Origin of the sequence: Achromobacter sp. UMC46 (assembly GCF_014170335.1) — a bacterium.
Taxonomy (GTDB): domain Bacteria; phylum Pseudomonadota; class Gammaproteobacteria; order Burkholderiales; family Burkholderiaceae_B; genus Achromobacter.
Genome location: NZ_LZZS01000030.1, coordinates 39,462 through 59,258, shown reverse-complemented (window position 1 = coordinate 59,258; position 19,797 = coordinate 39,462). Strand labels below are relative to the sequence as shown.

The following is a 19,797-nucleotide window of genomic DNA, read 5'->3' as shown; positions in this document are numbered from 1 at the left end:
CATGTGCGTGCCCCCCGCTTATTGCGCCGACAGATCCGTGCCGAAGTATTTGACCGAAATGGTCTTGTAGGTGCCGTCGGCCTTGATGTCGGCCAGCGCCTTGTTGATGGCGGCTTGCAGTTCGGGATTGCCCTTGCGGAGCAGCACGCCCGAATTGCTGAATTCGGCGGTCTTGTCGGTGGCGGCAATCTTTACCTTTGCGTTGGGCTTCTGCTTCTTGAAGTCCAGGTACGACAGGTTGTCGTTGACCGTGGCTTCCACGCGGCCCGAGGTCAAGAGGTCGATGGCTTCATTGAAGCCCTGCACGGCGATCACTTCCGCGCCGTGGCTTTGCGCCAGCTTGCCGAAGTTGCTGGTCAGCGTATTGGCCGACTTCTTGCCCTTCAAATCGGCGAACGACTTGATGGTGGTGTTGTCGTCGCGCACGATCAGCACGGCCGCCGAAGAGATGTAGGCGTCGGAAAAATCGTATTTGGCTTTGCGCGCGTCGGTAATGCCGACCTGGTTGATCACGGCGTCGTAGCGCTTGGCGTCCAGCCCCGCGATCAGGCCGTCCCACTTGCCTTCGACGAATTGCGCCTTCACGCCCAGGCGTTCGGCGATGGCGCGCCCAATGTCCACGTCAAAACCGGTAAGCTGGCCTGATGCGTCGTGGAAGGTGAAGGGGGCGTAGGTGCCTTCGGTGCCGATCTTGAACGTGCCGGCGGATTTGATCTGGTCCAGGCCGGACTGGGCGTGGGCAGCGGTCAGGGCGGCGGCCTGGATAAGGCCGGCGATGAACAGCGAGCGGAAGAGTTTCATGGCAATGCTCCACGGATGATCGGTGTCATTCTGGAGAGCTTGCGGGTGTGCAATACCCTCCGGCGTAGCCGCACTCTAACAACGCGCCTATTTTTCCACAAAGCATAAGGAATAGTAAAAATATAGCTGCAAGTCATATGAAACCCCCCGCCGGGCGCACTCCGCGCCGGGCGAAAACTATCGGCAAAGAGAGGGAGATCGGTGTGGAACAGCAATGGAACAGGCGGTCGTTCATGATGGCGGCAGCGGGCGCGGCGGCGTTTGCCGGGGTGATGCCCGCGCAGGGTGCCGACGGCTTGCGGCTGACGCCGGGCGGAGGCAGCATCACCCAGGTATCGGGCCTGCGCGTGGGCCATTACACCGATACCCGCCGCCCGACCGGCTGCACGGTCATCATCGCCGAGGCGGGCGCCACCGGCGGCGTCGATGTGCGCGGCGCCGCGCCCGGCACCCGCGAGACCGATCTGCTGAACCCCATGAACATGGTGGAAAAGGTGCATGCCATCGTGCTGTCCGGCGGCAGCGCGTTCGGCCTGGACGCCGCCTCCGGCGTCATGCGCTACTTGGAAGAAAAGAAGATCGGCTTCGATGTGGGCGTGGCGCACGTGCCCATCGTGCCGGCCGCCATCCTGTTCGACCTGGGCGTGGGCGACGCGTCGATCCGGCCGGACGCGGCGGCGGGCTACCAGGCCTGCAAGTCGGCGTCGACCGCCGCGCCGCAAGAGGGCAATGTCGGCGCCGGGGCCGGCGCGACGGTGGGCAAGCTGTATGGCGCCAAGCGCGCCATGAAGGGCGGCATCGGCAGCGCGTCGCTGACGGTGGCCGGCGTAACGGTCGGGGCGATCGTGGCCGTGAACGCGGTGGGCGACGTGCTGGACCCCGCCACCGGCCGCATCCTGGCGGGCGCACGCACGCCGGACGGCAAGCATTTGCTGGACACGCGCGCCGCCATCCTGGCGGGCGACCTGCCCAACGCCATGCGTCCCGGCACCGCCACCACCATCGGCGTGGTGGCCACCGACGCCACGCTGACCAAGGCGCAGGCGCAGAAAATCGCGGGCATGGCCCACGACGGGCTGGCCCGCACCATCAATCCCATCCACACGATGATGGACGGCGACACGATCTTCGCGCTGGGCACCGGGGCGTCGGGCAAACCGGGCAACGTGATGCTGCTGGGCGTCATGGCGGCCGAGGCCATGGCGATCGCGGTGCAGCGCGCCATCCTGGCGGCGCGCGCGGTCGAGGGCTTCCCCGCCGCCGTCGATTTCATCGCCTGACCCGCCCGCCGGGCTGCCCGGCCCCGGTCCTGACCTCACCTTGTCACAGGACGGGGACATGATGAAGGGCACCGGGCATCCGGTGTCCTGAGAGGGCTTTCTATGTACAAGGGCGAACGATTCAATGGCGCCACGCACCTTGCCGGCCTGGCGCTGGCCGTGGGCGCGTCCGGATGGCTGATCTCGCGCGCGGCCGAGCTGAAGGTGGATACCCGGCAGATCGTCAGCTGCGTGGTGTTCGCGGCGTCGATGATCGCCGTCTACGCGTCATCGGTGCTGTACCACTGCACCCGCGGCCGCAACAAGGAACGCTGGGCCAAGGCGGACCATTGCGCCATCTACCTGCTGATCGCCGGGACCTACACGCCGCTGGCGTTCGGGCCGGTCGCGCATGGCTGGGGCGCGGCGATGGGGGTGGCGATCTGGCTGCTGGCCGCCATCGGCATCAGCCGGGAACTGTGGTGGGCGCGCGGCGCGGCGCCCGCCTTGCCGCTGTACCTGGCGATGGGCTGGCTGGGGGTGATGTTCGCCGCCCCGATCGCGGGCGCCCTGTCGTCCGCCGGCCTGGCCTGGTTGCTGGCGGGCGCGGCGGCCTATACGGTGGGCACGCTGTTCTACGTGAACGACAAGCGCTGGCGCCACGCCCACGGCATCTGGCACCTGTTCGTGATGGGCGGATCGGCCTGCCACTTCGTCACCGTGTTCGGCTTCCTGCGCTACGGCACGCCGGCCTGAACACGACGGAGCGGGGCGGGCGGCGTCAACGCCAGCTGGCCAGCGGCAGCATGCCGCCCCGGTCTTTCACTTTTCGCATGACGATATGCGAACAGAGGTCGCGCACCCCGGCGATCTTGCTGAGCTTGTCCTCCACGAACTGCGAAAACGCCGACAGGTTGCGGGTGCGCACCGTCAGGATGTAGTTGGAGGCGCCGGTCACGATGCTGGCTTCGGTGATCTCGTCGTGCGCGGCGATGCCGGCCAGGAACGCCTCGTGCCAGCCGGGGCGCGACTGGTCCAGCGACACGTGGACGATGGCCTCCAGCTCGAACCCCAGTTTCTCGGCGTCCAGCACGGCCCGGTACTGGCGGATCATCCCGCCTTCCTCCAGCGCCCGCACGCGGCGCAGGCAGGCTGACGGCGACAGCGCCACCTGTTCGGCCAGGTCCTGGTTGCTGAGCTGGCCGTTCTCCTGCAGGCGGTACAGGATGCGCTGGTCGATCGCGTCAAGTTGCATGGTGCAATCCAATTCTAAAAATCTGGGTTTCGTGCAATTTACTGCGGAATCTTAGGGTAAGCCACGCCCGATTTTGCAATATTCCGGCCTGCTCGCGCTGCTATCCTGTTTTGCAGGATATTGCCCGAAGGAGCATTGCATGACTACGCGTGAAGACTGCGTCGCCGCAGACCGGAAAGACCCCCTGGCCGCCCTGAAAGACCGTTTCGAGCTGCCGCCCGGCGTGCTCTACATGGACGGCAATTCCCTGGGCGTGATGCCCAAGGCCGCGGCCGCCTGCGCCGCCGGTGTCATCACGCAGGAATGGGGCACGGGCCTCATCCGCAGCTGGAACACCGCAGGATGGTTCGAATTGCCCGTCCGCCTGGGCGACAAGCTGGGCTCCCTGCTGGGCGCCCGCGAGGGCGAACTGGTCGTGACCGACACCACGTCGCTGAACATCTTCAAGGCGTTGGCCGCCGCGCTGCGCATCCAGCAGGACAAGCAGCCGGCGCGCCGCGTCATCCTGTCCGAACGCGACAACTTCCCCACCGATCTCTACATGATCCAGGGCATGATCGACCTGCTGCAGCAGGGCTACGAGATGCGCCTGATCGATGACGAGCTGCCGCTGGACAAGGCGCTGGACGAGTCCGTCGCCGTGATGCTGCTGTCGCACGTGAACTACCGCAGCGGCCAGATGCACGACATGGCCGCCGTGACCGCGCTGGCGCACGAGCGCGGCGCGCTGACCATCTGGGACCTGGCCCATGCCGCCGGGGCGGTGCCGGTGGACCTGAACGGCGCCCGCGCCGACTTTGCTGTCGGCTGCACCTATAAATACCTGAACGGCGGCCCGGGATCGCCCGCTTTCATCTGGGTGGCGCCGCGCCACACCAAGGACTTCTGGCAGCCCTTGTCCGGCTGGTGGGGCCACACGCGCCCGTTCGACATGGCCGTGGCCTACGAGCCGGCCGGCGGCATCCGCCGCTACCTGTGCGGCACGCAGCCCATCGTGTCGCTGTCGCTGGTGGAGTGCGGCCTGGACGTGGCCCATGCCGCCGACATGGCGGAAGTGCGCAACAAGTCGCTGGCCTTGGGCGACCTGTTCATCGCGCTGGTCCAAGAGCGCTGCGCGGGCCATCCGCTGACGCTCGTCACGCCGCGCAAGCACGCCGACCGCGGCAGCCACGTCAGCTTCTGCCATCCCAACGGCTACGAGGTGATGCAGGCCTTGATCGCGCGCGGCCTGATCGGCGACTACCGCGAACCCGAGGTGCTGCGATTCGGCTTGACGCCACTGTACTTCGGCTATGCCGACGTCTGGGACGCGGTGGATATCCTGAAGGACGTGCTGGATAGCCGCGCCTGGGACAAGCCCGAATTCAAGCAGCGGTCCGCCGTGACCTGAACGCCCTGACGCGTTGCCTTATCGCGCGGGCCGGACCGGCCCTACATCCAGGAAGAGAGCGCAGTACAAGGAGGAGACAATGCAAAAACAACAACAGGGCTTCGGCCGGATCGCCGAGCGCGAACAGGGCTTGAAGCGGCGCCTGACGTCGGGCCAGATGAGCATGATCGCCATCGGGGGCGCCATCGGCACCGGCCTGTTCCTGGGCAGCAAGTTCGCCATCGGGTTCGCCGGTCCCAGCGTGATCATCAGCTACGCCATCGGCGGGCTGATCACGCTGCTGCTGATGGGCTGCCTGGCCGAAATGACGGTGGCCCATTCCACCTCCGGTTCGTTCGGCGCCTATGCCGAGCACTACGTGGGCCCGCTGGCGGGCTTCCTGGTGCGCTATGCGTACTGGTCGTGCGTGGTGCTGGCGGTGGGCACCGAAGTGACCGCGGTGGCCGAATACATGAAGTACTGGTTCCCCGGCGTGCCCGGCTGGCAATGGGTGTGCGTGTTTTCGGCGGCACTGATCTTCATCAACGCAATGAGCGTCAAGGCCTTCGGCACCATCGAATACTGGTTCTCGACCATCAAGATCACCGCGATCGTGGCCTTCATCATCCTGGGCGCCTATGTGGTCTGGGGCAATCCGCAGTACGGCACGGCGCTGTACACCTCGCACGGCGGCTTCTTCCCGAACGGCGTGTGGGGCACGTGGATCGCGGTGGTGATCTCGATCTTCAGCTACCTGAGCGTGGAGATGATCGCCGTGGCCGCGGGCGAAGCCGAAGACCCGGAACGCGCCGTCAAGAAGGCGTTTCGCGCCACCATCGTCCGGCTGGTCGTCTTCTATCTGCTGACGCTCGCGCTGATCCTGGCCATCGTGCCGTGGGACGAAGCGGGCAAGGGCGGCAGCCCGTTCGTGAAGGTGATGCAGGCACTGGAGATTCCGGGTGCGGCGGGGGTCATCAACTTCATCGTGCTGGTGGCGGCGTTGTCGGCCATGAACAGCCAGCTCTACATCACCACGCGCATGATGTTCAGCCTGTCGCGCGCGGGCCATGCGCCGTCCGCGTTCGGCCGGTTGACCGGCAGCGGCACGCCGCTGAACGCGCTGCTGCTGTCCACCAGCGGCATCGCCATCGCGGCCGTGCTGAATGCGCTGTACCCCGAGACCTCGTTCACGCTGATGATGGCGATTTCGATGTTCGGCGCGTTGTTCACGTGGATGATGATCTTCGTCACGCACTACTGCTTCCGCCGCCGTTGGGCGCGCGAAGGGGGCGCCGCGCTGTCGTTCCGGATGCCGGGCTTTCCGGCGCTGACGCTGCTGGGCGCCGTCGCGATGCTGGCGATTCTGGTCACAACGGCTTTCACCGGCGTGTTCAAGATGACGCTGGCCTTCGGCGTGCCGTTCCTGCTGGTCCTGGCCGCGCTGTACTTCCTGCTGTTCAAGAAGCGCGGCGAAGCCGTCGTCCTGCAGACACGCGATCAGCGCGTCTGACCCGGCCGGGGCATCAGCGCCCCGATCAACGCCCCGGACCCGCCGCGCATTGCCGGACCGCCGCCAGCAGCGCGCGGGCGCGGGCCGGCAGCGAGCGCGACGCGTACACCGCGTGCAGCTGCGGCGCGGCGCCTTGCGCCGACGTCACGGTAAAGGCCGGGCATACGCGCACCAGGGCGCCCCGTTCGATTTCCGGTTGGGCCGCCCAATCCGCCAGGCGCGCGATCCCCATGCCTTGCAGCACCATCGCCATCAGGCCGCTGCCGCTGCTGACGCGCACGGCGGGTTCGGCGTGCAAGCGCACGATGCGCTTGCCGTCCCGCAGGTGCCAGTCCTTCAGCACGCGGGGCCCGGTGTGCATCACCAGCCGATGCGCCTTCAGGTCTTCGGGTTCGCGGGGCAGGCCCATGCGGCGCACATAGTCCGGGCTGGCGCAGAGCAGCCGGTCGTAAGGCCAGAGACGCGCGCCCAGCAGGTCGCTGGACGCGGGAAAGCCGCCCCGGATCGCGAAGTCCAGGCCTTCGGCGATCGGGTCCACCCATTTGTCGGTATACAGGATGTCCATGCTGACGCCGGGATGCGCGTCGGCGTACTGGCGCAGCACGGCGGGCAGCAGCGCCACGCCCAGCAGGTCAGGCGCCGAAAAGCGCACGCGTCCCTGCACGCCGCCCTGCGCGTCTTGCAAATCGTCGCGCGCCTGGGCCTCCAGCCGCAACAGCTCGCGCGCGGACTGGAAATAGCTTTCGCCCTGCGGCGTCAGCACCACACTGCTTTTGCTGCGCAACAGCAGCTGCGCGCCGACCTGGCGTTCCAGTGCTTGCACGGCCCGGGTGACGGCGCTGGGCGAGGCGCCCAGCGAGCGGGCGGCCAGCACGAAGCTCTGGCGTTCGGCCACGGCGCAGAACACCTGGTATTCCCATAGCGCGCCTCGTTCCATGCGGATTCTCCATTGCGTTTATCGCAACATGATATTGCAACAGATTGCCGGGCGTCGGGCCTAGACTGGCGGCTTTCCGCCTTCATCTTCTCCATCATGCCGCAGCCCTTCTATATGGACCCGCTTTCCGGCGGACGCTATCCCATCACCGATGCCCGCTGGTGCTCCGACGAACACACGCCGTTGATGATCTCGCCGCTGCCGGGCATGTCGCGCGACGACATTGATTCCCGCGACCGGTCCATCTGGCGGTATCGCGCCGCCTTGCCGCAGGACATCGCCGCGCCGGTATCGATGGGCGAGGGCGGCACGCCAATGGTCGAGCGCGCATGGGGCGGCTTGCGGCCGCATTTCAAGCTGGAATGGTTCAACCCCACATGCAGCTTCAAGGATCGCGGCGCGGCGGTCATGCTGTCATGGCTGCGCCAGATCGGCATTGCGGCGGTCGCCGAGGACAGCTCGGGCAACGGCGGCGCGGCCATCGCGGCCTTTGGGGCGGCAGCGGGCATGGGTGTCACCATTTTCGCGCCCGCCTACACATCGATTGCCAAAGTGGCGCAGATCCGCGCGTTCGGCGCCGACGTGCGACTGGTGGAAGGCCCGCGCGAGAATTCGCAGACCGAAGCCATCCGCGCGTCTCAAGACATCTTCTACGCCAGCCACAACTGGCAGCCGTTCTTTCTGCAAGGCACCAAGTCCATCGCCTACGAGATGTGGGAAGACTTCGGTTTCCAGGCGCCCGACAACGTCGTGATCCCGGCTGGCGCGGGCAGCAACGTGCTGGGCTGCGCCATCGGGTTCGCCGAGCTGCTGGCGGCCGGCCAGATCCGCCGGTTGCCGCGGCTGTTCGTGGCGCAACCGTTGAATTGTTCGCCGGTGGACGCCAGCTTCCAGGCGGGCGCGGACGGGCCGGTGCCGCGCGACGTGCAGCCCACGGTAGCGGAAGGCACGGCCATCAAGCTCCCGGTGCGGCTGCGCGAGGTGTTGCAGGCCATACGCGCCAGCGGCGGCCAGACGGTGGCGGTGCCGGAAGCGGACATCGTGGCGGCAGTCAAGCGCCTGGCCCTGTCGGGCCTGTACGCCGAACCGACCAGCGCCACGGCTGCGGCGGCGCTGGAGGTGCTGCAGGCGCGTGGCGCGATCCAGGCGAACGAGCGCACGGTCGTGCTGCTGACCGGCACCGGCATCAAGTCCACGCAGTTCATGACGGACCTGTATTCGACGGCCGCATGAACGGCCCGCGGCCCCGTTGCGGGTGTGGACGGGGCCGCGCCGCGATCAAGTGGCCTGGGCGGCTGCGGTGCGTTCGTTCGGCGCGGCCAGCTCGGGGGCAAGCGAGAACACGCGCAGGCGATGGCCGTCGGGATCCAGCGCGACGAAGGTGCGTCCGAAATCCGCATCGGTGGGGGCTTGCAGGATGGGCAGGCCGCGCAGGCTCCATTCACGATGGCGCTGGTCGACGACGTCGGGGTCCGCCACGGCGAAGGCCAGTTCGGATGCGCCGCCGCGGCCGGCCGCGGCCGGTTCCACCGTGTGGCGCGACCACAGCCCCAGCTTCAGGCCGGAGTCCAGCACGAAGAGGGCGAACGTCGGCGAATTTTCGACGGGCTCGCGTTGCAGCAGCGCACTGTAGAACGCCGCGCTGGCCTGGGGCTTTTCGACGTAGAAGAGGACATAGTTGGTGTCGGACATGAGGCGCTCCTGGTGGTTGATGCGCTCATGATAGGCAGGGGTACTGTCAGTTTTTGGCAGTAGTGTGCGTCAGGTTTTCCTGGATTCCTGATGGATCGCGCGCCACTCTTTCAGCAGGGCGTGACGGCGCCGGGGATAGCGGTCGCCGGCGGTCAACGCGGCGATGCGGTCGGTGCGGAAATGCCGGAAGTCCTGGCGCAGTTCGCACCACGCCATGACCAGCCGCACGCTGTCGAAAAAGCCCAGCGCGAAGGGCCAGATCACGCGGGCGGATTCTTGCCCCTTATCGTCGCGGTACTGGATTTCCAGTTTCCACTCGTTGCGGATCGCCTGGCGGATCAGGGCCACGTCGACCCGGTCGATGACCGCGCTGGCGCTGGGGGCGACCAGCAACGGAATAGCGTCCAGTTCGTCGCGCAGTTCCTGCGGCAGCACGGCGCCGATCTTGGCCAGCGCATTGCGGGCGGCAAGCCCCAGGCGCTCGTCGGAGCGGCCGGCCACCCAGCGCGTGCCCAGCACCAGGGCTTCGATCTCTTCCGTGCTGAACATCAGCGGCGGCAGCATGAAGCCGGGGCGCAGCACATAGCCCACGCCGGGCTCGCCCTCGATCTCGGCGCCCTGGCATTGCAGCGTGGCGATGTCGCGGTATAGCGTGCGCAGGCTGATGCCCATTTCGGCGGCCAGCCGGTGGCCGCTGACGGGCAGGCGGTGGCGGCGCAGGGTCTGGAGCAGCTCCAGCAGGCGTTCGGTGCGGGACATGGCGAAGGGAGGGAAGCAGATGGCCTAATGCTGCCATGAAATGGCAGTAATCGGTGAATCCGCTAACCCGTGAACCTGCCGACCGATAGACCCGTCAGCCGGCCGGCAACCGCATCAGCCAGTCGTGCACCCGCGCGGCCAGGTCCTGGCTGTTGCGGTCCATCATCAGCATGTGCGAATTGCCCGCGATGCCCAGATCGGGAAGGGACAGCACGGTGACGCAAGGGTAGCGCCGCGCGAAGTCCTGCACGCGCGCCCGCATCCGCGGCCAGCGCGGGTCGGTGTCCATGTTGTCGCCCATCACGATCAGCGTCGGGGTGCGGTAGTCGGCGTCGGGCGCAAGCTGGGGAATGCTGGCGGGCTCCAGCGCGACCACCGCGCGTACCTGGCCGGGGCGCGCGTGCGCCGCGCGGATGCCGAAGACGCCCGCTTGGGAATGGCAAACGACGATCATCCGCCCGACCCGGTCCAGCAGCGCCAGATAGCCTTGCAGGATGGCCGCGTCGGTATGGACCCAGCGCGGCACCATCTGGGCGGCCAGGCGGTCGAAAGCCGCTACCGGGAACTGGGTGTTCGGATAGGCGCTGTCGGGTCCCGGGCGCGTGCCCGGCTGGCCGATGCGGAACCGGGTGTAGCAGTCTTCCCGCGTTTGCACGATGGGCGCTTCGGGCCAGATCTCGGGCACCAGCGCATAGCCCGCGCGGCCCCGTTCCACCGCGTCGCACAGGTAGGCGTCCCAGCCGCGCCGCAGAAAGGCGTTCAGCCAGCCCTCACGGCCGTCCGGCGTGGTTTCCCAGGCCGCGCCCGTCATGCCGCCGCCATGCCAGAACGCCAGTGGCGGGCGGCCGCTGGCGGGTTCGGACAGGAAATATTGCGCGTACATCTGTTCGACGCGATACGTGCCGTTCGGATCCAGCGAGACGGGCTGGCCGCCTTCGGCCATGACGACCTGGCGGCACGGCAGGCCGGACAGCCGCGCGTCGTGGCCGCCGACGTGGAAAGACCCCATGTCGCGCAGACGGATCGGGGCCGCCTGGTCCGCCGCCATCACTCGGCCTTGATGTGGTTCGCCTGGATCACATCCTTCCAGCGTGCGGTTTCGGCGGCGACGAATTCGCCCAGCGCCTGGCGCGGCCCGGCGGCCGTCTCTACGCCCAGCTCGCGCATCTTTGCGGCGACTTCGGGTGCGGCCAGCGCATCGGTGAACGCGTCATGCAGCGTGGCCAGCGTGGCGTCCGGCGTGCGGGCCGGCGCCATGACGCCGAACCAGGGCGTGATCAGGAAGTCGGGCACGCCGCTTTCCGCAAAGGTCGGCACGTCCGGGATGGCGGGCGCCCGTTGGCGGCTGGCCACGGCCAGCGCGCGCAGCTTGCCCGCGCGGATGTTGGCCAGCGAGGCCGGCAGATTGTCGAAGTACATGTCGACCTGTCCACCCAGCAGGTCGGCGGCGACCTGGCCCGCGCCCTTGTAGGGGATATGCGCCAGATCGATGCCGGCGCGCTGCTTGAGCAGCTCGGTGGCCAGATGGGCCGAGCCCCCCACGCCGGACGAGGCCGAATTCAGCTTGCCGGGGTTGGCGCGCGCATAGGCCAGCAGCTCGGGCAGCGTCTTGGCCGGCACGTTGGGATTGACGACCAGCACGCTGGGCACGGTGCCCACCATGGCGACCGGCGCGAAATCCTTGACGATGTCGTACGGGGCGGGTTGATAGAGCGACGGTGCGACGGTGCAGCCGAACGCGCACATCAGCAGCGTGTAGCCGTCTGGCGCGGCGCGCGCCACCGCCTGCGCGCCGATATTGCCGCCCGCGCCCGCGCGGTTTTCCACGATCAGCGGCTGGCCCAGGCGGCGGGCCAGGTTTTCGCTCAGGATGCGTGCCAGGATGTCGGGCGTGCCGCCGGCGGGGAAGGGCACGACGAGCGTGATCGGGCGGGTGGGGAAGTCGGCAGCAATGGCGGGCTGGACGGCGCTAAGCGCCAGCACCGCGCCGGTCAATGCGGCGCCGGCGGCAATCCGCCAGCGGCGGGGGGCGGCCGCGCACCAGGGCGCGGCGATCAGGCGTAGGGGGCCCATTGAGGAAGTCTCCAGGTGTCGGGTGCGAAACGCCCGATCTGCCGGCGACTGTAGCCAAGCCGGGCCGCGCTGCCCAATGCCGGGCGCGCAAGCAGGCTATACCAAAATAGGCATAGGGCTTTCCATTCATATCCATGGCGCATAGCATGCGGGGATGAGCGACACCCAACCCTTGCCCTATCTGCGCCGGCTGGACATGAACCTGCTGCTGACGTTCGACGTGCTGATGCGCACGCGCAGCGCCACCGCCAGCTCGGCCCTGCTGCACAAGACGCAGCCCGCCATCAGCCGCGACCTGGCGCGGTTGCGCCACCGGCTGGAAGACCCGTTGCTGGTGGTGGTGAAAGGGCGCTTCATCCCGACCGAGCGGGCGCTGGAACTGCATGCGGCGGTGCACGACGCGCTGGCGCAGATCGAATCCGCGCTGCGCCCGCCCGAAGCGTTCGACCCTGCGCGCGCCAGCGGCGTGGTCAACATCGGCACCGGCGCGCACAGCGAAATCCTGCTGGCCGCACCCTTGCTGGAAAGGCTGCATCGCCTGGCGCCCGGCATCACGCTGCGCTTCCAGTCCGTGCATGGGGATTTCGTGCCCGACGACCTGGACGCCGAGCGGCTGGACATCGCCATCGGCCTGTTCGGCAAGGTGTCGGCGCGCTTTCACCGCGATACGCTGCTGCGCGACCGGCGCGTCTGCGTGGTGTCCGCGCGGCATCCGTGGGCCGGCCGCAAGGCGCTGACGCTGGCCGACCTGCCCGCCATCAAATGGTTCGCCTTTGCGCAGATGTACGGCCGGGAAACGAACTTCGACCGTGCGCTGAAGCCGGACGCCGCGCGGCTGGAATTTTCAGCCTATCTGTCGGGATTCGGCATTACGCCATATGTGTTGCTGGACACGGACTACGCCACCACCATGCCCGCCAGCGTGGCGCAGGCGCACAGCCGGCACTTTCCGCTGGCGACGCTGGAACTGCCCGCCCGTCTGCGCAAGATTGAGTTCGTGATGGTGTGGGCGCGCCGCCAGCACACGTCGCCGCAGCAGGCGTGGCTGCGCGACCAGATCCGGGAGGTGCTGCAGGAGCGCGCGGGCGCTCCTGCAGCGGGGCAGGCTTAGGAACCGGCCTTCTTGCCCGTTGCCACGTCGATCGCCGAGCCGTCTTCCAGGCTGACGCGGTAGATCTCGCGCACGACGTTGCCGGCGAAGCCGATTTCGACGATGGAGACGTCCTTGAACGTGGTGTTGATGCCGTCGGGCAGCACGGCATTGAACTTGTCGGACTCCTGCTTCATGGCGTCCTGCAGGCGGGTGTCGTAGATCGCCATGCTGTAGACCAGCGTGGTGTGGGGGTTGTGGGCGCGCACTTCTTTGCCGTCCTGCATGGTGTTGACGCCGCTGACGCCCAACGTCTTCACCAGGTCGCGGCCGGCGTCGCTCATCTTGGCGTAAACCGGGCCCGTCACGCGGGGCAGCGGGCCGTCGCGCAAGGGGGCCATCGCGGCGGTCGCCACGGTGTTGTAGCGCATCATGTCTTCGAAGCCCTGGCCGCTTTTGACGACGCCCAGGTCCAGCCACCACGGATGGCCGGCGCCTTTGGCGGCTTCGGTCGGGTAGAAGGTCTTCAGCGTGACCTGCAAGGGGGCGGGCGGCTTGGGCAGCGCGCGCAGCATGCGGGCGGGCGTTTCGGGGTCGGCGCTGTGGATGTGGACCACGGTGACGTGCGGCATGTTGGGCGTGTCGGCCTCGGCTTTCAGGCCCAGCGCCAGCAGGTCCTGCTTGAGCGTGCCGCTGATCTTGGCGTCCAGGACGGCGTTGACCTCCTGCGGCAGGCGGTACACCACGCCGTAGGTGGCCTTGTGGGCGCGGAACTCCGGTTTGTCCAGGGCGCTGTTGTCGATGGGGGCGGCGGCCTGGGCGGCGAACGAGGAGGCGAACAGGCCGAGGGCGGCCAGGTGGATTGCACGTTTGATCATGGGGTATCCCTTGTCGTTGTTGACGTGACCCGCGAGAGTCATCCGCAGTGTGGCCACTGCGGATGTACGGGGTATTGCACCAGTCGAAAGAATCCCGATACCAGTCCCCACTTGGCCGATAGGTGGCGGCGGCGGCCGGTATCCGCCCGGGCCCCGCGTGCCGTCCTGGCGGCTAGACCAGGAAGACGATGGCCACGATGGCGATGCCCAACACCAGGTTCACGCCCACCCAGCGGCGGATGCCCGCCATGGCCTGGCCGCCCTTCGGCCAGTCGGACGCCGCGACGGCGGCGGACAGGCGCTTGTAGAGCGCAAAGCGGATATGGCCGAAGATCGCCATCATCACGATGCCGCCAGCGGCCATCAGCGTCCAGCTCAGCGGCATGAAGAAGGCGCCGCCCGTGCGCACGGCCTGGCTGGCCTCCTGGCCGATCATCGACATGCCCGTCAGCAGGATCAGCACGATCGCCGCCAGCACGGCGTTCAGAAAGGGCCCCAGCACTGACGCCATCAGCTTCAGGCGCACCGGCGGTTCCAACTGCGCGGCCGCCGGCCGCAGGAAACAGTGGGCGAACAGCATGCCGCCGACCCACAGGATCACGGCGATCACATGGATGAACTTCAAGACGCTATAGAACATGGGGGCAGCCTGCAAAGGAAGGGCCGCGGAGTGCGGCCCGGTCTGTCCCCATCATATCGCCGCAAGATAATCTTGCGCGGGCTTGACCAGAATCATAGTTTTGCATTTAGAATGAGATTGATTTCTATTTGTACATAGAGTTTCTGGGAGCCCCCCGTGCCGAACCCTGTGCTCGCTTCTGGCGACGCCGTCCAACTTTTGTACCGCACTCATCATGGATGGCTGCACAACTGGTTGCGCGCGAAATTGGGCAATACCTTCGATGCCGCCGATCTGGCCCAGGACACGTTCGTGCGGGTGCTGCGCCACCGCCACGAATTGGACGCCCTGCGCGAACCGCGCGCGTACTTGACCACGATCGCCAAGCGCCTGCTGCTGAATCACCATCGGCGCCGCTCGGTTGAAGACGCGTACCTGGAAGCGCTGGCGCTGATGCCGGAAGCGGTCGCGCCATCGGCGGAGCATCGCCTGATCATCCTGGAAACGCTGCAAGAGATCGACGAAATGCTGTCCGGCTTGACCCTGCCCGCGCGCCAGGCGTTCCTGATGGCGCAGCTGGAAGGGCTGAGCCACGGTGAAATCGCCGAACGGCTGAACGTATCGCTGCGGTCCGTGCACCGCTATATCGCCCGCGGGTTCGAACAATGCATCATGGCGGTGGCGTGAGCGCGCCGGTAGGCGAACTGCCCGCCGTCGAGCGCAATGTGGCGCGCGAGGCGGCGCGCTGGTTGCTGCGGCTGAGCTCGGGCCGCGCGACCGACGCCGACGTGCACGCCTGTGACCAATGGCGCGCCAGCAAGGCCGAACATGAACACGCCTGGCAGCGCGCGCAGCGCGTGAACCAGCGCTTTGGCCTGATCCCCGCGGCACTCGGCATGGCGACCCTGAACCGGCCCCCACTGCGGCAGCGCCGGGCGGCGCTGAAGGCGATGGTGGCGCTGATGGTGGCCGGACCCGTCGGCTGGGCGGCATGGCGCGCCGATCCCCTGGACTGGACCGCGGACTATCGAAGCGGGGCCGGCGAGCGGCGCACCGTGACGCTGGCCGACGGCTCGTCCCTGCAACTGAATACCGCCAGCGCGGTGGACGTGGCATTCAACGCGACGACGCGCCTTGTGCGCCTGCGCTCGGGCGAGATTGCCGTGCATGCGCTGGCGGACACCTCGCCCCTCCCCCGGCCGTTCGTGGTCCGCACAAGCCTGGGCGATATCGAGGCGATGCCGTCGCGTTTCTGCGTGCGCCAGGAAGGCGGGCAATGCCAGGTCAGCGTGCAGGAAGGGCAGGTCCGTGTCAGCAGTGGCGCGCATCCCGGCCGGATGCTTCGCCTTGCGGCCGGCGAGCAAGGCCAGTTGACGGAGGATGGCGTGTCCGCGCCGTCGGCCGCCGACCCGCATGCCGGCGACTGGATGCGCGGCGTGCTGTACGCCAGCGCGTTGCGCCTGGATGCGTTCGCTTCCGAGCTGGGGCGGTACCGCCCGGGCGTGCTGCGTTGCGACCCGGCCATCGCGCATCTGCGCATCTCGGGCGCCTTCCAGTTGAACGATACCGATGCGGTACTGGCCGCCCTGCCGGCCACGCTGCCGGTACAGGTCCGCTACCGCACCGCGTACTGGGTGACGATCGGGCCGAGGGACGCGGCGGCTTGATTTTTCGTTGTTACAAAGTACCGGCGCCCAAGCTGTCCGATTCGCGATTCACGAGGGTCATGGTCTGTATAGGCAAACGAATGCCGATACCCGTTGGATCGAAAGGACGACCATGGCTTATCTCCTCGCCGGCCGCGCAAGCGGCTCCCGAACTGCTCCGGACGCGCAGGTCCGGCTGACCCGCCTGACCTGCGCCGTCCACGCTGCCTTGGCGTTCGCCGCCGTCGCGGGCGCCGCCTTGCCGATGGCCGCTGCCCAGGCGCAGGCCACGGCGCAAGCCACGGCGCAAGCCTCGGGGCAAACCGCCGCGCACAACTATCGCATTCCGGCGGGCTCCCTGGCCGACGCGCTGCCGCGTTTTGCCGACAGCGCCGGCGTGACCGTGCTGTTCGACGGCGCCCTGGTAGGCCAGCGCCGCACGGGCGGGCTGGACGGCGCGTATTCCGTGCATGAAGGCTTTGCCCGTCTGCTGGCCGGCAGCGGCCTGGCCGCGCTGGAGCGCAGCGGCGGGGTGTTCGTGCTGATCGCCGCGCCGCAGCCCGGCGTGACGCTGCTGACCCCGGTCAAGGTGGAAGGCGAGGGCGCCGCCGTGACGCCCGCTTGGGAAACCAGCACCGACCGCAAGAAGCTGGACGATCTTCAGATCAAGAACTGGAGCGACCTGGGCAAGCGCGCCGAAGCGGGCGTGACCTTCAACCGCACGACCAACAGCATCAACATCCGTGGCCTGGACCAGGACCGCGTGCTGACGCGCGTGGACGGCATCCGCCTGCCATGGCTGGACGATGGCGCGCGCGGCGTGAAGGGCGGCCTGGAGTCCGTGGACTTCAACAGCCTCTCGCGGTTGGACATCGTGCGCGGCGCGGATGCGAGCGCCGGCGGCTCCGGCGCCATTTCCGCGATCGCGGACCTGCATACCCTGGATCCGTCCGATTTGCTGACGGACGGCAAGACCTTCGGCGCGCTGGCCAAGACGGACTACGATTCCGCCGACGCCAGCTGGGGCGCCAACGCCGCGCTGGCGGGTCAGATCCACAGCAACACGTTCTGGCTGGTGCAAGCGGGCGTGCGCAACGGCCACGACATGGACAACCGCGGCGACGTCGGCGGCTACGGTCCCAAGCGCAGCCAGCCCAGCCCCGAAGACTACGACCAGCAAAGCTTCCTGATGAAGCTGCAGCAGCGCGTCGAAGGCGGGCACCGGTTCGGCCTGACGGGCGAATACTTCAAGCGCAAGTCCGACATCGACAACATGTACGAGCAGGGCGCGGGCACCAGCTACCTGTATGGCAAAAACAGCACGAAGAAGGAAACCGAGCGCGAGCGCGTGTCGTTCGACTACTCCTACAAGGCGCCGGGCGAAGGCAGCCTGATCGACACCGCCACCGCCATCGTCTATTGGCAGCGGGTGCGGCTGGACAACGCGCTGGACGGCGTGCGCAGCGTGGATGCCCGCGCGGGCATCATCCCCGGCGACCCTTTCCGCTATGGCTTTCCCAGCGGTCCCTATGGACGCAGCAACTCCATCCAGCAGACGTTGTTTGGTGTGAACGGCGAACTGACCAAGCGGCTGGGCGGCGAGTCCGTGTCGCAGTTGTGGACGGTGGGCGGCGAGTGGTACGGCAACAAGACCGAGCAGAACTCCAGCGGCTACGACAATTGCCCCGTGGTGCGCCCGGGCACGCCCGCGCCGTTCGGCCCGCGTGCGTGCGACATGCTGCACACGAACCAGGCCGACGTGCCGCAATCCAAGGGCAACCAGTGGGCCTTGTGGGTGCAGGACGAATTCAGTTTCGCCGACGGCCGCTACACCGTCATGCCGGCGCTGCGCTACGACCACTACGAGCAAAAGCCGCAATCCACCGCCCGCTACGACAGCAATCCCAACGCGGGCGCCTTGCCGCCGTCCAACAGCGGCAGCCGCTTCTCGCCCAAACTGCTGGGCACGTGGAAGGCGATGGAGCAACTGAGCGTCTACGCCCAGTACGCCTACGGCTTCAAGGCGCCCAGCGCCAGCCAGCTCTACACCAACTACGGCGGCCCGGGAACCTATCTGCGCGTGGGCAATCCCTATCTGAAGCCCGAAACCAGCAAGGGATGGGAATTGGGCGCCAAGATGGGCAGCGACGACCTGGGCGGTGCGGTATCGTTGTTTGATAATCGTTATCAGAACTTTATTGATGCCAATCAGCCGTTGGACCCGAATTCGCCGCAGTGGCAGCCGGGTTGGACCGGGCAGTATCCGTTGGGCATCACGGGCAACGTGAACCGCGCCAAGGTCCGCATCTACGGTGCCGAGGCCAGCGCGCATTGGAAGTTTGCGCCGGGCTGGCGCACGTGGGGCTCGGTGGCATGGACCGTGGGCAAGGATGAAGGCACGGGGCAGTACCTGAATTCGGTGGCGCCGCTCAAGGCCATTCTGGGTGTGGGCTACGGCCGCGACGTATGGGGGGTGGACGCCATGCTGACGACCGCGCTCAAGCGCGACAAAGTCGAATACCCCGCCGGCCCGCCGGCGGCGGCCAATGCCGACTTCCAGGCGCCGGGCTACGGCGTGGTGGATCTGATGGGCTATTGGCGCCCGGCGGCGGTGAAGGGGCTGCAAGTGCAGGCTGGCGTGTTCAACCTGTTCGACAAGAAGTACTGGGAGGCCATCAACGTGCCGACTGCGGGCTCCCTGGCGCTGCCGCGCACGGTGGATTGGTATACGGAACCGGGCCGCAGCGTGCGCGTATCGCTGACGTACCAGTATTGATTTCACGCCGCCGCCGCCCGCATGCGGGGGCGGCAGCAGTTTTTCAAGAATGCTTTGCTCCGGCCGGAGGGCCTACGATGACGAATCAAGATTTCAACACCCGCGCTGAAGCGCTGCGCGCCCGCAACGATGCGTTGGCGGCGTCGCAACCCGGGCTGCGCGCCCGTAATCTCGCCCAGGCGCTGGGCGTGTCCGAAGCGGAATGGGTCGCTGCTGGCTGTGGGGGCGTGAAGGCGACCGCGCTGCACGGCACGCCGCAAGCCATCTTCCGCGAATTCGGCACGCTGGGCGAAGTGATGGCGCTGACGCGCAACGACTGGTGCGTGCACGAGCGCCACGGCGCCTACCTGGACATCCAGGCCGACGGCCCGGTGGGCCTGGTGTTGGGGCCGGACATCGACCTGCGCGTGTTCTTCTCGGCCTGGAAGTCCGCCTGGGCAGTCGAGCAGGACGGCCGCCACAGCCTGCAATTCTTCGACGGCGCCGGCGTGGCCGTGCACAAGGTCTATCGCACCGACGCCACGGACGCGGCCGCCTACGACGCGCTGGTCGCCAAGTTCGCGGGCGAATCGCAATGGCCGGAAACCACGGCCTATGCCGCCGCCACCGATGCCGAACAGGTGGAAGACGCCGCCGGCTGGCGCGAGGCCTGGCTGGGCATGAAAGACACGCACGAATTCTTCCCGCTGCTGCGCAAGTTCAAGGTGTCGCGCCTGGCCGCGCTGGCCGCCGCCGGTGAAGACCTGGCCCAGCCCGTGCCCGCGGAATCCGTCGAACGCATGCTGCAATCGGCGGCGGAATCGGGCCTGTCGATCATGTGCTTCGTGGGCAACCGCGGCATGATCCAGATCCATAGCGGCCCGGTGCAGCAACTGCGCCGCACCGGCCCCTGGTACAACGTGCTGGACCCGAAGTTCAACCTGCACCTGGACACCACGGCCATCGCGTCGGCCTGGGTTGTGAACAAGCCCACGTCCGACGGCTGGGTGACGTCGCTGGAGGTCTATGCGGCCAACGGCGACCTGATCGTGCAGTTCTTCGGCGAACGCAAGCCGGGCAAGCCGGAGCTGACCGGCTGGCGCGAATTGATGATCAGCTTGTGCGGCGCGCCTTTGGCCGCCTGAGGATCCGTT

The 19,797-nt window shown here is 67.6% G+C and carries 19 protein-coding genes; 10 read left to right on the top strand and 9 right to left on the bottom strand.

Annotated features, from left to right (window positions below):
• Nucleotides 1–18: 18 nt before the first annotated feature.
• Nucleotides 19–801, bottom strand: a complete 783-nt coding sequence (locus tag A9973_RS20330) for an amino acid ABC transporter substrate-binding protein (protein ID WP_183015486.1) — start codon at nucleotides 799–801, stop codon at nucleotides 19–21.
• Between the two features lie 203 nt (nucleotides 802–1,004).
• On the opposite strand from A9973_RS20330, the gene A9973_RS20325 reads away from it, so the two are divergent.
• Both A9973_RS20325 and A9973_RS20320 read left to right on the top strand, forming a co-directional pair.
• Complete coding sequence (locus A9973_RS20325) at nucleotides 1,005–2,081, top strand: P1 family peptidase (RefSeq protein ID WP_370539514.1); 1,077 nt, start codon at nucleotides 1,005–1,007, stop codon at nucleotides 2,079–2,081.
• Nucleotides 2,082–2,183: 102 nt separating this feature from the next.
• Entirely contained in the window at nucleotides 2,184–2,816 is a 633-nt protein-coding gene (locus tag A9973_RS20320) for a hemolysin III family protein (protein WP_183015485.1), read from the top strand.
• 25 nt (nucleotides 2,817–2,841) lie between these two features.
• Here A9973_RS20320 and A9973_RS20315 read toward each other — a convergent pair whose 3' ends face one another.
• Complete coding sequence (locus tag A9973_RS20315; protein WP_006222611.1) at nucleotides 2,842–3,315, bottom strand: Lrp/AsnC family transcriptional regulator; 474 nt, start codon at nucleotides 3,313–3,315, stop codon at nucleotides 2,842–2,844.
• Between the two features lie 139 nt (nucleotides 3,316–3,454).
• On the opposite strand from A9973_RS20315, the gene kynU reads away from it, so the two are divergent.
• Together kynU and A9973_RS20305 are read left to right on the top strand one after the other, a co-directional pair.
• A complete protein-coding gene (gene kynU / locus A9973_RS20310) occupies nucleotides 3,455–4,705 on the top strand; it encodes a kynureninase (RefSeq protein ID WP_183015484.1) in 1,251 nt (416 codons plus the stop codon).
• 79 nt (nucleotides 4,706–4,784) lie between these two features.
• Complete coding sequence (locus tag A9973_RS20305) at nucleotides 4,785–6,194, top strand: amino acid permease (protein ID WP_183015483.1); 1,410 nt, start codon at nucleotides 4,785–4,787, stop codon at nucleotides 6,192–6,194.
• Between the two features lie 25 nt (nucleotides 6,195–6,219).
• On the opposite strand, the gene A9973_RS20300 is transcribed toward A9973_RS20305, so the two are convergent.
• On the bottom strand, nucleotides 6,220–7,131 hold the full coding sequence (locus A9973_RS20300) for a LysR family transcriptional regulator (RefSeq protein ID WP_183015482.1): 912 nt from the start codon (nucleotides 7,129–7,131) through the stop codon (nucleotides 6,220–6,222).
• A 96-nt stretch (nucleotides 7,132–7,227) separates the two neighbouring features.
• On the opposite strand from A9973_RS20300, the gene A9973_RS20295 reads away from it, so the two are divergent.
• Nucleotides 7,228–8,364 carry a pyridoxal-phosphate dependent enzyme gene (locus A9973_RS20295; RefSeq protein WP_183015481.1) on the top strand — a complete coding sequence of 379 codons (1,137 nt, stop codon included), beginning with the start codon at nucleotides 7,228–7,230 and terminating at the stop codon, nucleotides 8,362–8,364.
• 45 nt (nucleotides 8,365–8,409) lie between these two features.
• Here A9973_RS20295 and A9973_RS20290 read toward each other — a convergent pair whose 3' ends face one another.
• The 4 genes from A9973_RS20290 to A9973_RS20275 form a co-directional block, all read right to left on the bottom strand.
• Nucleotides 8,410–8,823 carry a VOC family protein gene (locus tag A9973_RS20290; protein ID WP_183015480.1) on the bottom strand — a complete coding sequence of 138 codons (414 nt, stop codon included), beginning with the start codon at nucleotides 8,821–8,823 and terminating at the stop codon, nucleotides 8,410–8,412.
• A 69-nt stretch (nucleotides 8,824–8,892) separates the two neighbouring features.
• Nucleotides 8,893–9,582 (bottom strand): YafY family protein, encoded by a 690-nt coding sequence (locus tag A9973_RS20285; protein ID WP_183015479.1) that lies wholly within the window; start codon nucleotides 9,580–9,582, stop codon nucleotides 8,893–8,895.
• Between the two features lie 94 nt (nucleotides 9,583–9,676).
• Nucleotides 9,677–10,630, bottom strand: coding sequence for a hypothetical protein (locus A9973_RS20280; RefSeq protein ID WP_183015478.1), 954 nt, complete (start codon nucleotides 10,628–10,630; stop codon nucleotides 9,677–9,679).
• Nucleotides 10,630–11,655, bottom strand: coding sequence for a tripartite tricarboxylate transporter substrate binding protein (locus A9973_RS20275; RefSeq protein ID WP_183015477.1), 1,026 nt, complete (start codon nucleotides 11,653–11,655; stop codon nucleotides 10,630–10,632). The genes A9973_RS20280 and A9973_RS20275 overlap by 1 nt, the downstream gene beginning before the upstream one ends.
• Nucleotides 11,656–11,809: 154 nt before the next feature.
• Here A9973_RS20275 and A9973_RS20270 point away from each other — a divergent pair, with 154 nt between their 5' ends.
• Nucleotides 11,810–12,766, top strand: coding sequence for a LysR family transcriptional regulator (locus tag A9973_RS20270; protein ID WP_183015476.1), 957 nt, complete (start codon nucleotides 11,810–11,812; stop codon nucleotides 12,764–12,766).
• Here A9973_RS20270 and A9973_RS20265 read toward each other — a convergent pair.
• A complete protein-coding gene (locus tag A9973_RS20265) occupies nucleotides 12,763–13,623 on the bottom strand; it encodes a hypothetical protein (RefSeq protein ID WP_183015475.1) in 861 nt (286 codons plus the stop codon). The genes A9973_RS20270 and A9973_RS20265 overlap by 4 nt on opposite strands.
• A gap of 172 nt (nucleotides 13,624–13,795) precedes the next feature.
• Nucleotides 13,796–14,263, bottom strand: coding sequence for a CopD family protein (locus A9973_RS20260; protein ID WP_183015474.1), 468 nt, complete (start codon nucleotides 14,261–14,263; stop codon nucleotides 13,796–13,798).
• Nucleotides 14,264–14,419: 156 nt separating this feature from the next.
• Here A9973_RS20260 and A9973_RS20255 point away from each other — a divergent pair, with 156 nt between their 5' ends.
• From A9973_RS20255 to A9973_RS20240, 4 genes are all read left to right on the top strand, one after another.
• Nucleotides 14,420–14,929 carry a sigma-70 family RNA polymerase sigma factor gene (locus tag A9973_RS20255; protein ID WP_183015473.1) on the top strand — a complete coding sequence of 170 codons (510 nt, stop codon included), beginning with the start codon at nucleotides 14,420–14,422 and terminating at the stop codon, nucleotides 14,927–14,929.
• Nucleotides 14,908–15,909 carry a FecR domain-containing protein gene (locus A9973_RS20250; RefSeq protein ID WP_183015472.1) on the top strand — a complete coding sequence of 334 codons (1,002 nt, stop codon included), beginning with the start codon at nucleotides 14,908–14,910 and terminating at the stop codon, nucleotides 15,907–15,909. The genes A9973_RS20255 and A9973_RS20250 overlap by 22 nt, the downstream gene beginning before the upstream one ends.
• A 112-nt stretch (nucleotides 15,910–16,021) precedes the next feature.
• On the top strand, nucleotides 16,022–18,664 hold the full coding sequence (locus tag A9973_RS20245) for a TonB-dependent receptor (protein ID WP_183015471.1): 2,643 nt from the start codon (nucleotides 16,022–16,024) through the stop codon (nucleotides 18,662–18,664).
• Nucleotides 18,665–18,741: 77 nt separating this feature from the next.
• Nucleotides 18,742–19,788 (top strand): hemin-degrading factor, encoded by a 1,047-nt coding sequence (locus A9973_RS20240; protein WP_183015470.1) that lies wholly within the window; start codon nucleotides 18,742–18,744, stop codon nucleotides 19,786–19,788.
• Nucleotides 19,789–19,797: the final 9 nt, after the last annotated feature.

What these genes read in the sequence shown, in the direction of transcription:
- A9973_RS20315 (WP_006222611.1), bottom strand. Translation starts at nt 3,315, where the DNA reads ATGCAACTTGACGCGATCGACCAGCGCATCCTGTACCGCCTGCAGGAG.
- A9973_RS20285 (WP_183015479.1), bottom strand. Translation starts at nt 9,582, where the DNA reads ATGTCCCGCACCGAACGCCTGCTGGAGCTGCTCCAGACCCTGCGCCGC.
- A9973_RS20290 (WP_183015480.1), bottom strand. Translation starts at nt 8,823, where the DNA reads ATGTCCGACACCAACTATGTCCTCTTCTACGTCGAAAAGCCCCAGGCC.
- A9973_RS20265 (WP_183015475.1), bottom strand. Translation starts at nt 13,623, where the DNA reads ATGATCAAACGTGCAATCCACCTGGCCGCCCTCGGCCTGTTCGCCTCC.
- kynU (WP_183015484.1), top strand. Translation starts at nt 3,455, where the DNA reads ATGACTACGCGTGAAGACTGCGTCGCCGCAGACCGGAAAGACCCCCTG.
- A9973_RS20330 (WP_183015486.1), bottom strand. Translation starts at nt 801, where the DNA reads ATGAAACTCTTCCGCTCGCTGTTCATCGCCGGCCTTATCCAGGCCGCC.
- A9973_RS20275 (WP_183015477.1), bottom strand. Translation starts at nt 11,655, where the DNA reads ATGGGCCCCCTACGCCTGATCGCCGCGCCCTGGTGCGCGGCCGCCCCC.
- A9973_RS20305 (WP_183015483.1), top strand. Translation starts at nt 4,785, where the DNA reads ATGCAAAAACAACAACAGGGCTTCGGCCGGATCGCCGAGCGCGAACAG.
- A9973_RS20320 (WP_183015485.1), top strand. Translation starts at nt 2,184, where the DNA reads ATGTACAAGGGCGAACGATTCAATGGCGCCACGCACCTTGCCGGCCTG.
- A9973_RS20245 (WP_183015471.1), top strand. Translation starts at nt 16,022, where the DNA reads ATGGCTTATCTCCTCGCCGGCCGCGCAAGCGGCTCCCGAACTGCTCCG.
- A9973_RS20240 (WP_183015470.1), top strand. Translation starts at nt 18,742, where the DNA reads ATGACGAATCAAGATTTCAACACCCGCGCTGAAGCGCTGCGCGCCCGC.
- A9973_RS20300 (WP_183015482.1), bottom strand. Translation starts at nt 7,131, where the DNA reads ATGGAACGAGGCGCGCTATGGGAATACCAGGTGTTCTGCGCCGTGGCC.
- A9973_RS20270 (WP_183015476.1), top strand. Translation starts at nt 11,810, where the DNA reads ATGAGCGACACCCAACCCTTGCCCTATCTGCGCCGGCTGGACATGAAC.
- A9973_RS20280 (WP_183015478.1), bottom strand. Translation starts at nt 10,630, where the DNA reads ATGGCGGCGGACCAGGCGGCCCCGATCCGTCTGCGCGACATGGGGTCT.
- A9973_RS20250 (WP_183015472.1), top strand. Translation starts at nt 14,908, where the DNA reads ATGCATCATGGCGGTGGCGTGAGCGCGCCGGTAGGCGAACTGCCCGCC.
- A9973_RS20295 (WP_183015481.1), top strand. Translation starts at nt 7,228, where the DNA reads ATGCCGCAGCCCTTCTATATGGACCCGCTTTCCGGCGGACGCTATCCC.
- A9973_RS20260 (WP_183015474.1), bottom strand. Translation starts at nt 14,263, where the DNA reads ATGTTCTATAGCGTCTTGAAGTTCATCCATGTGATCGCCGTGATCCTG.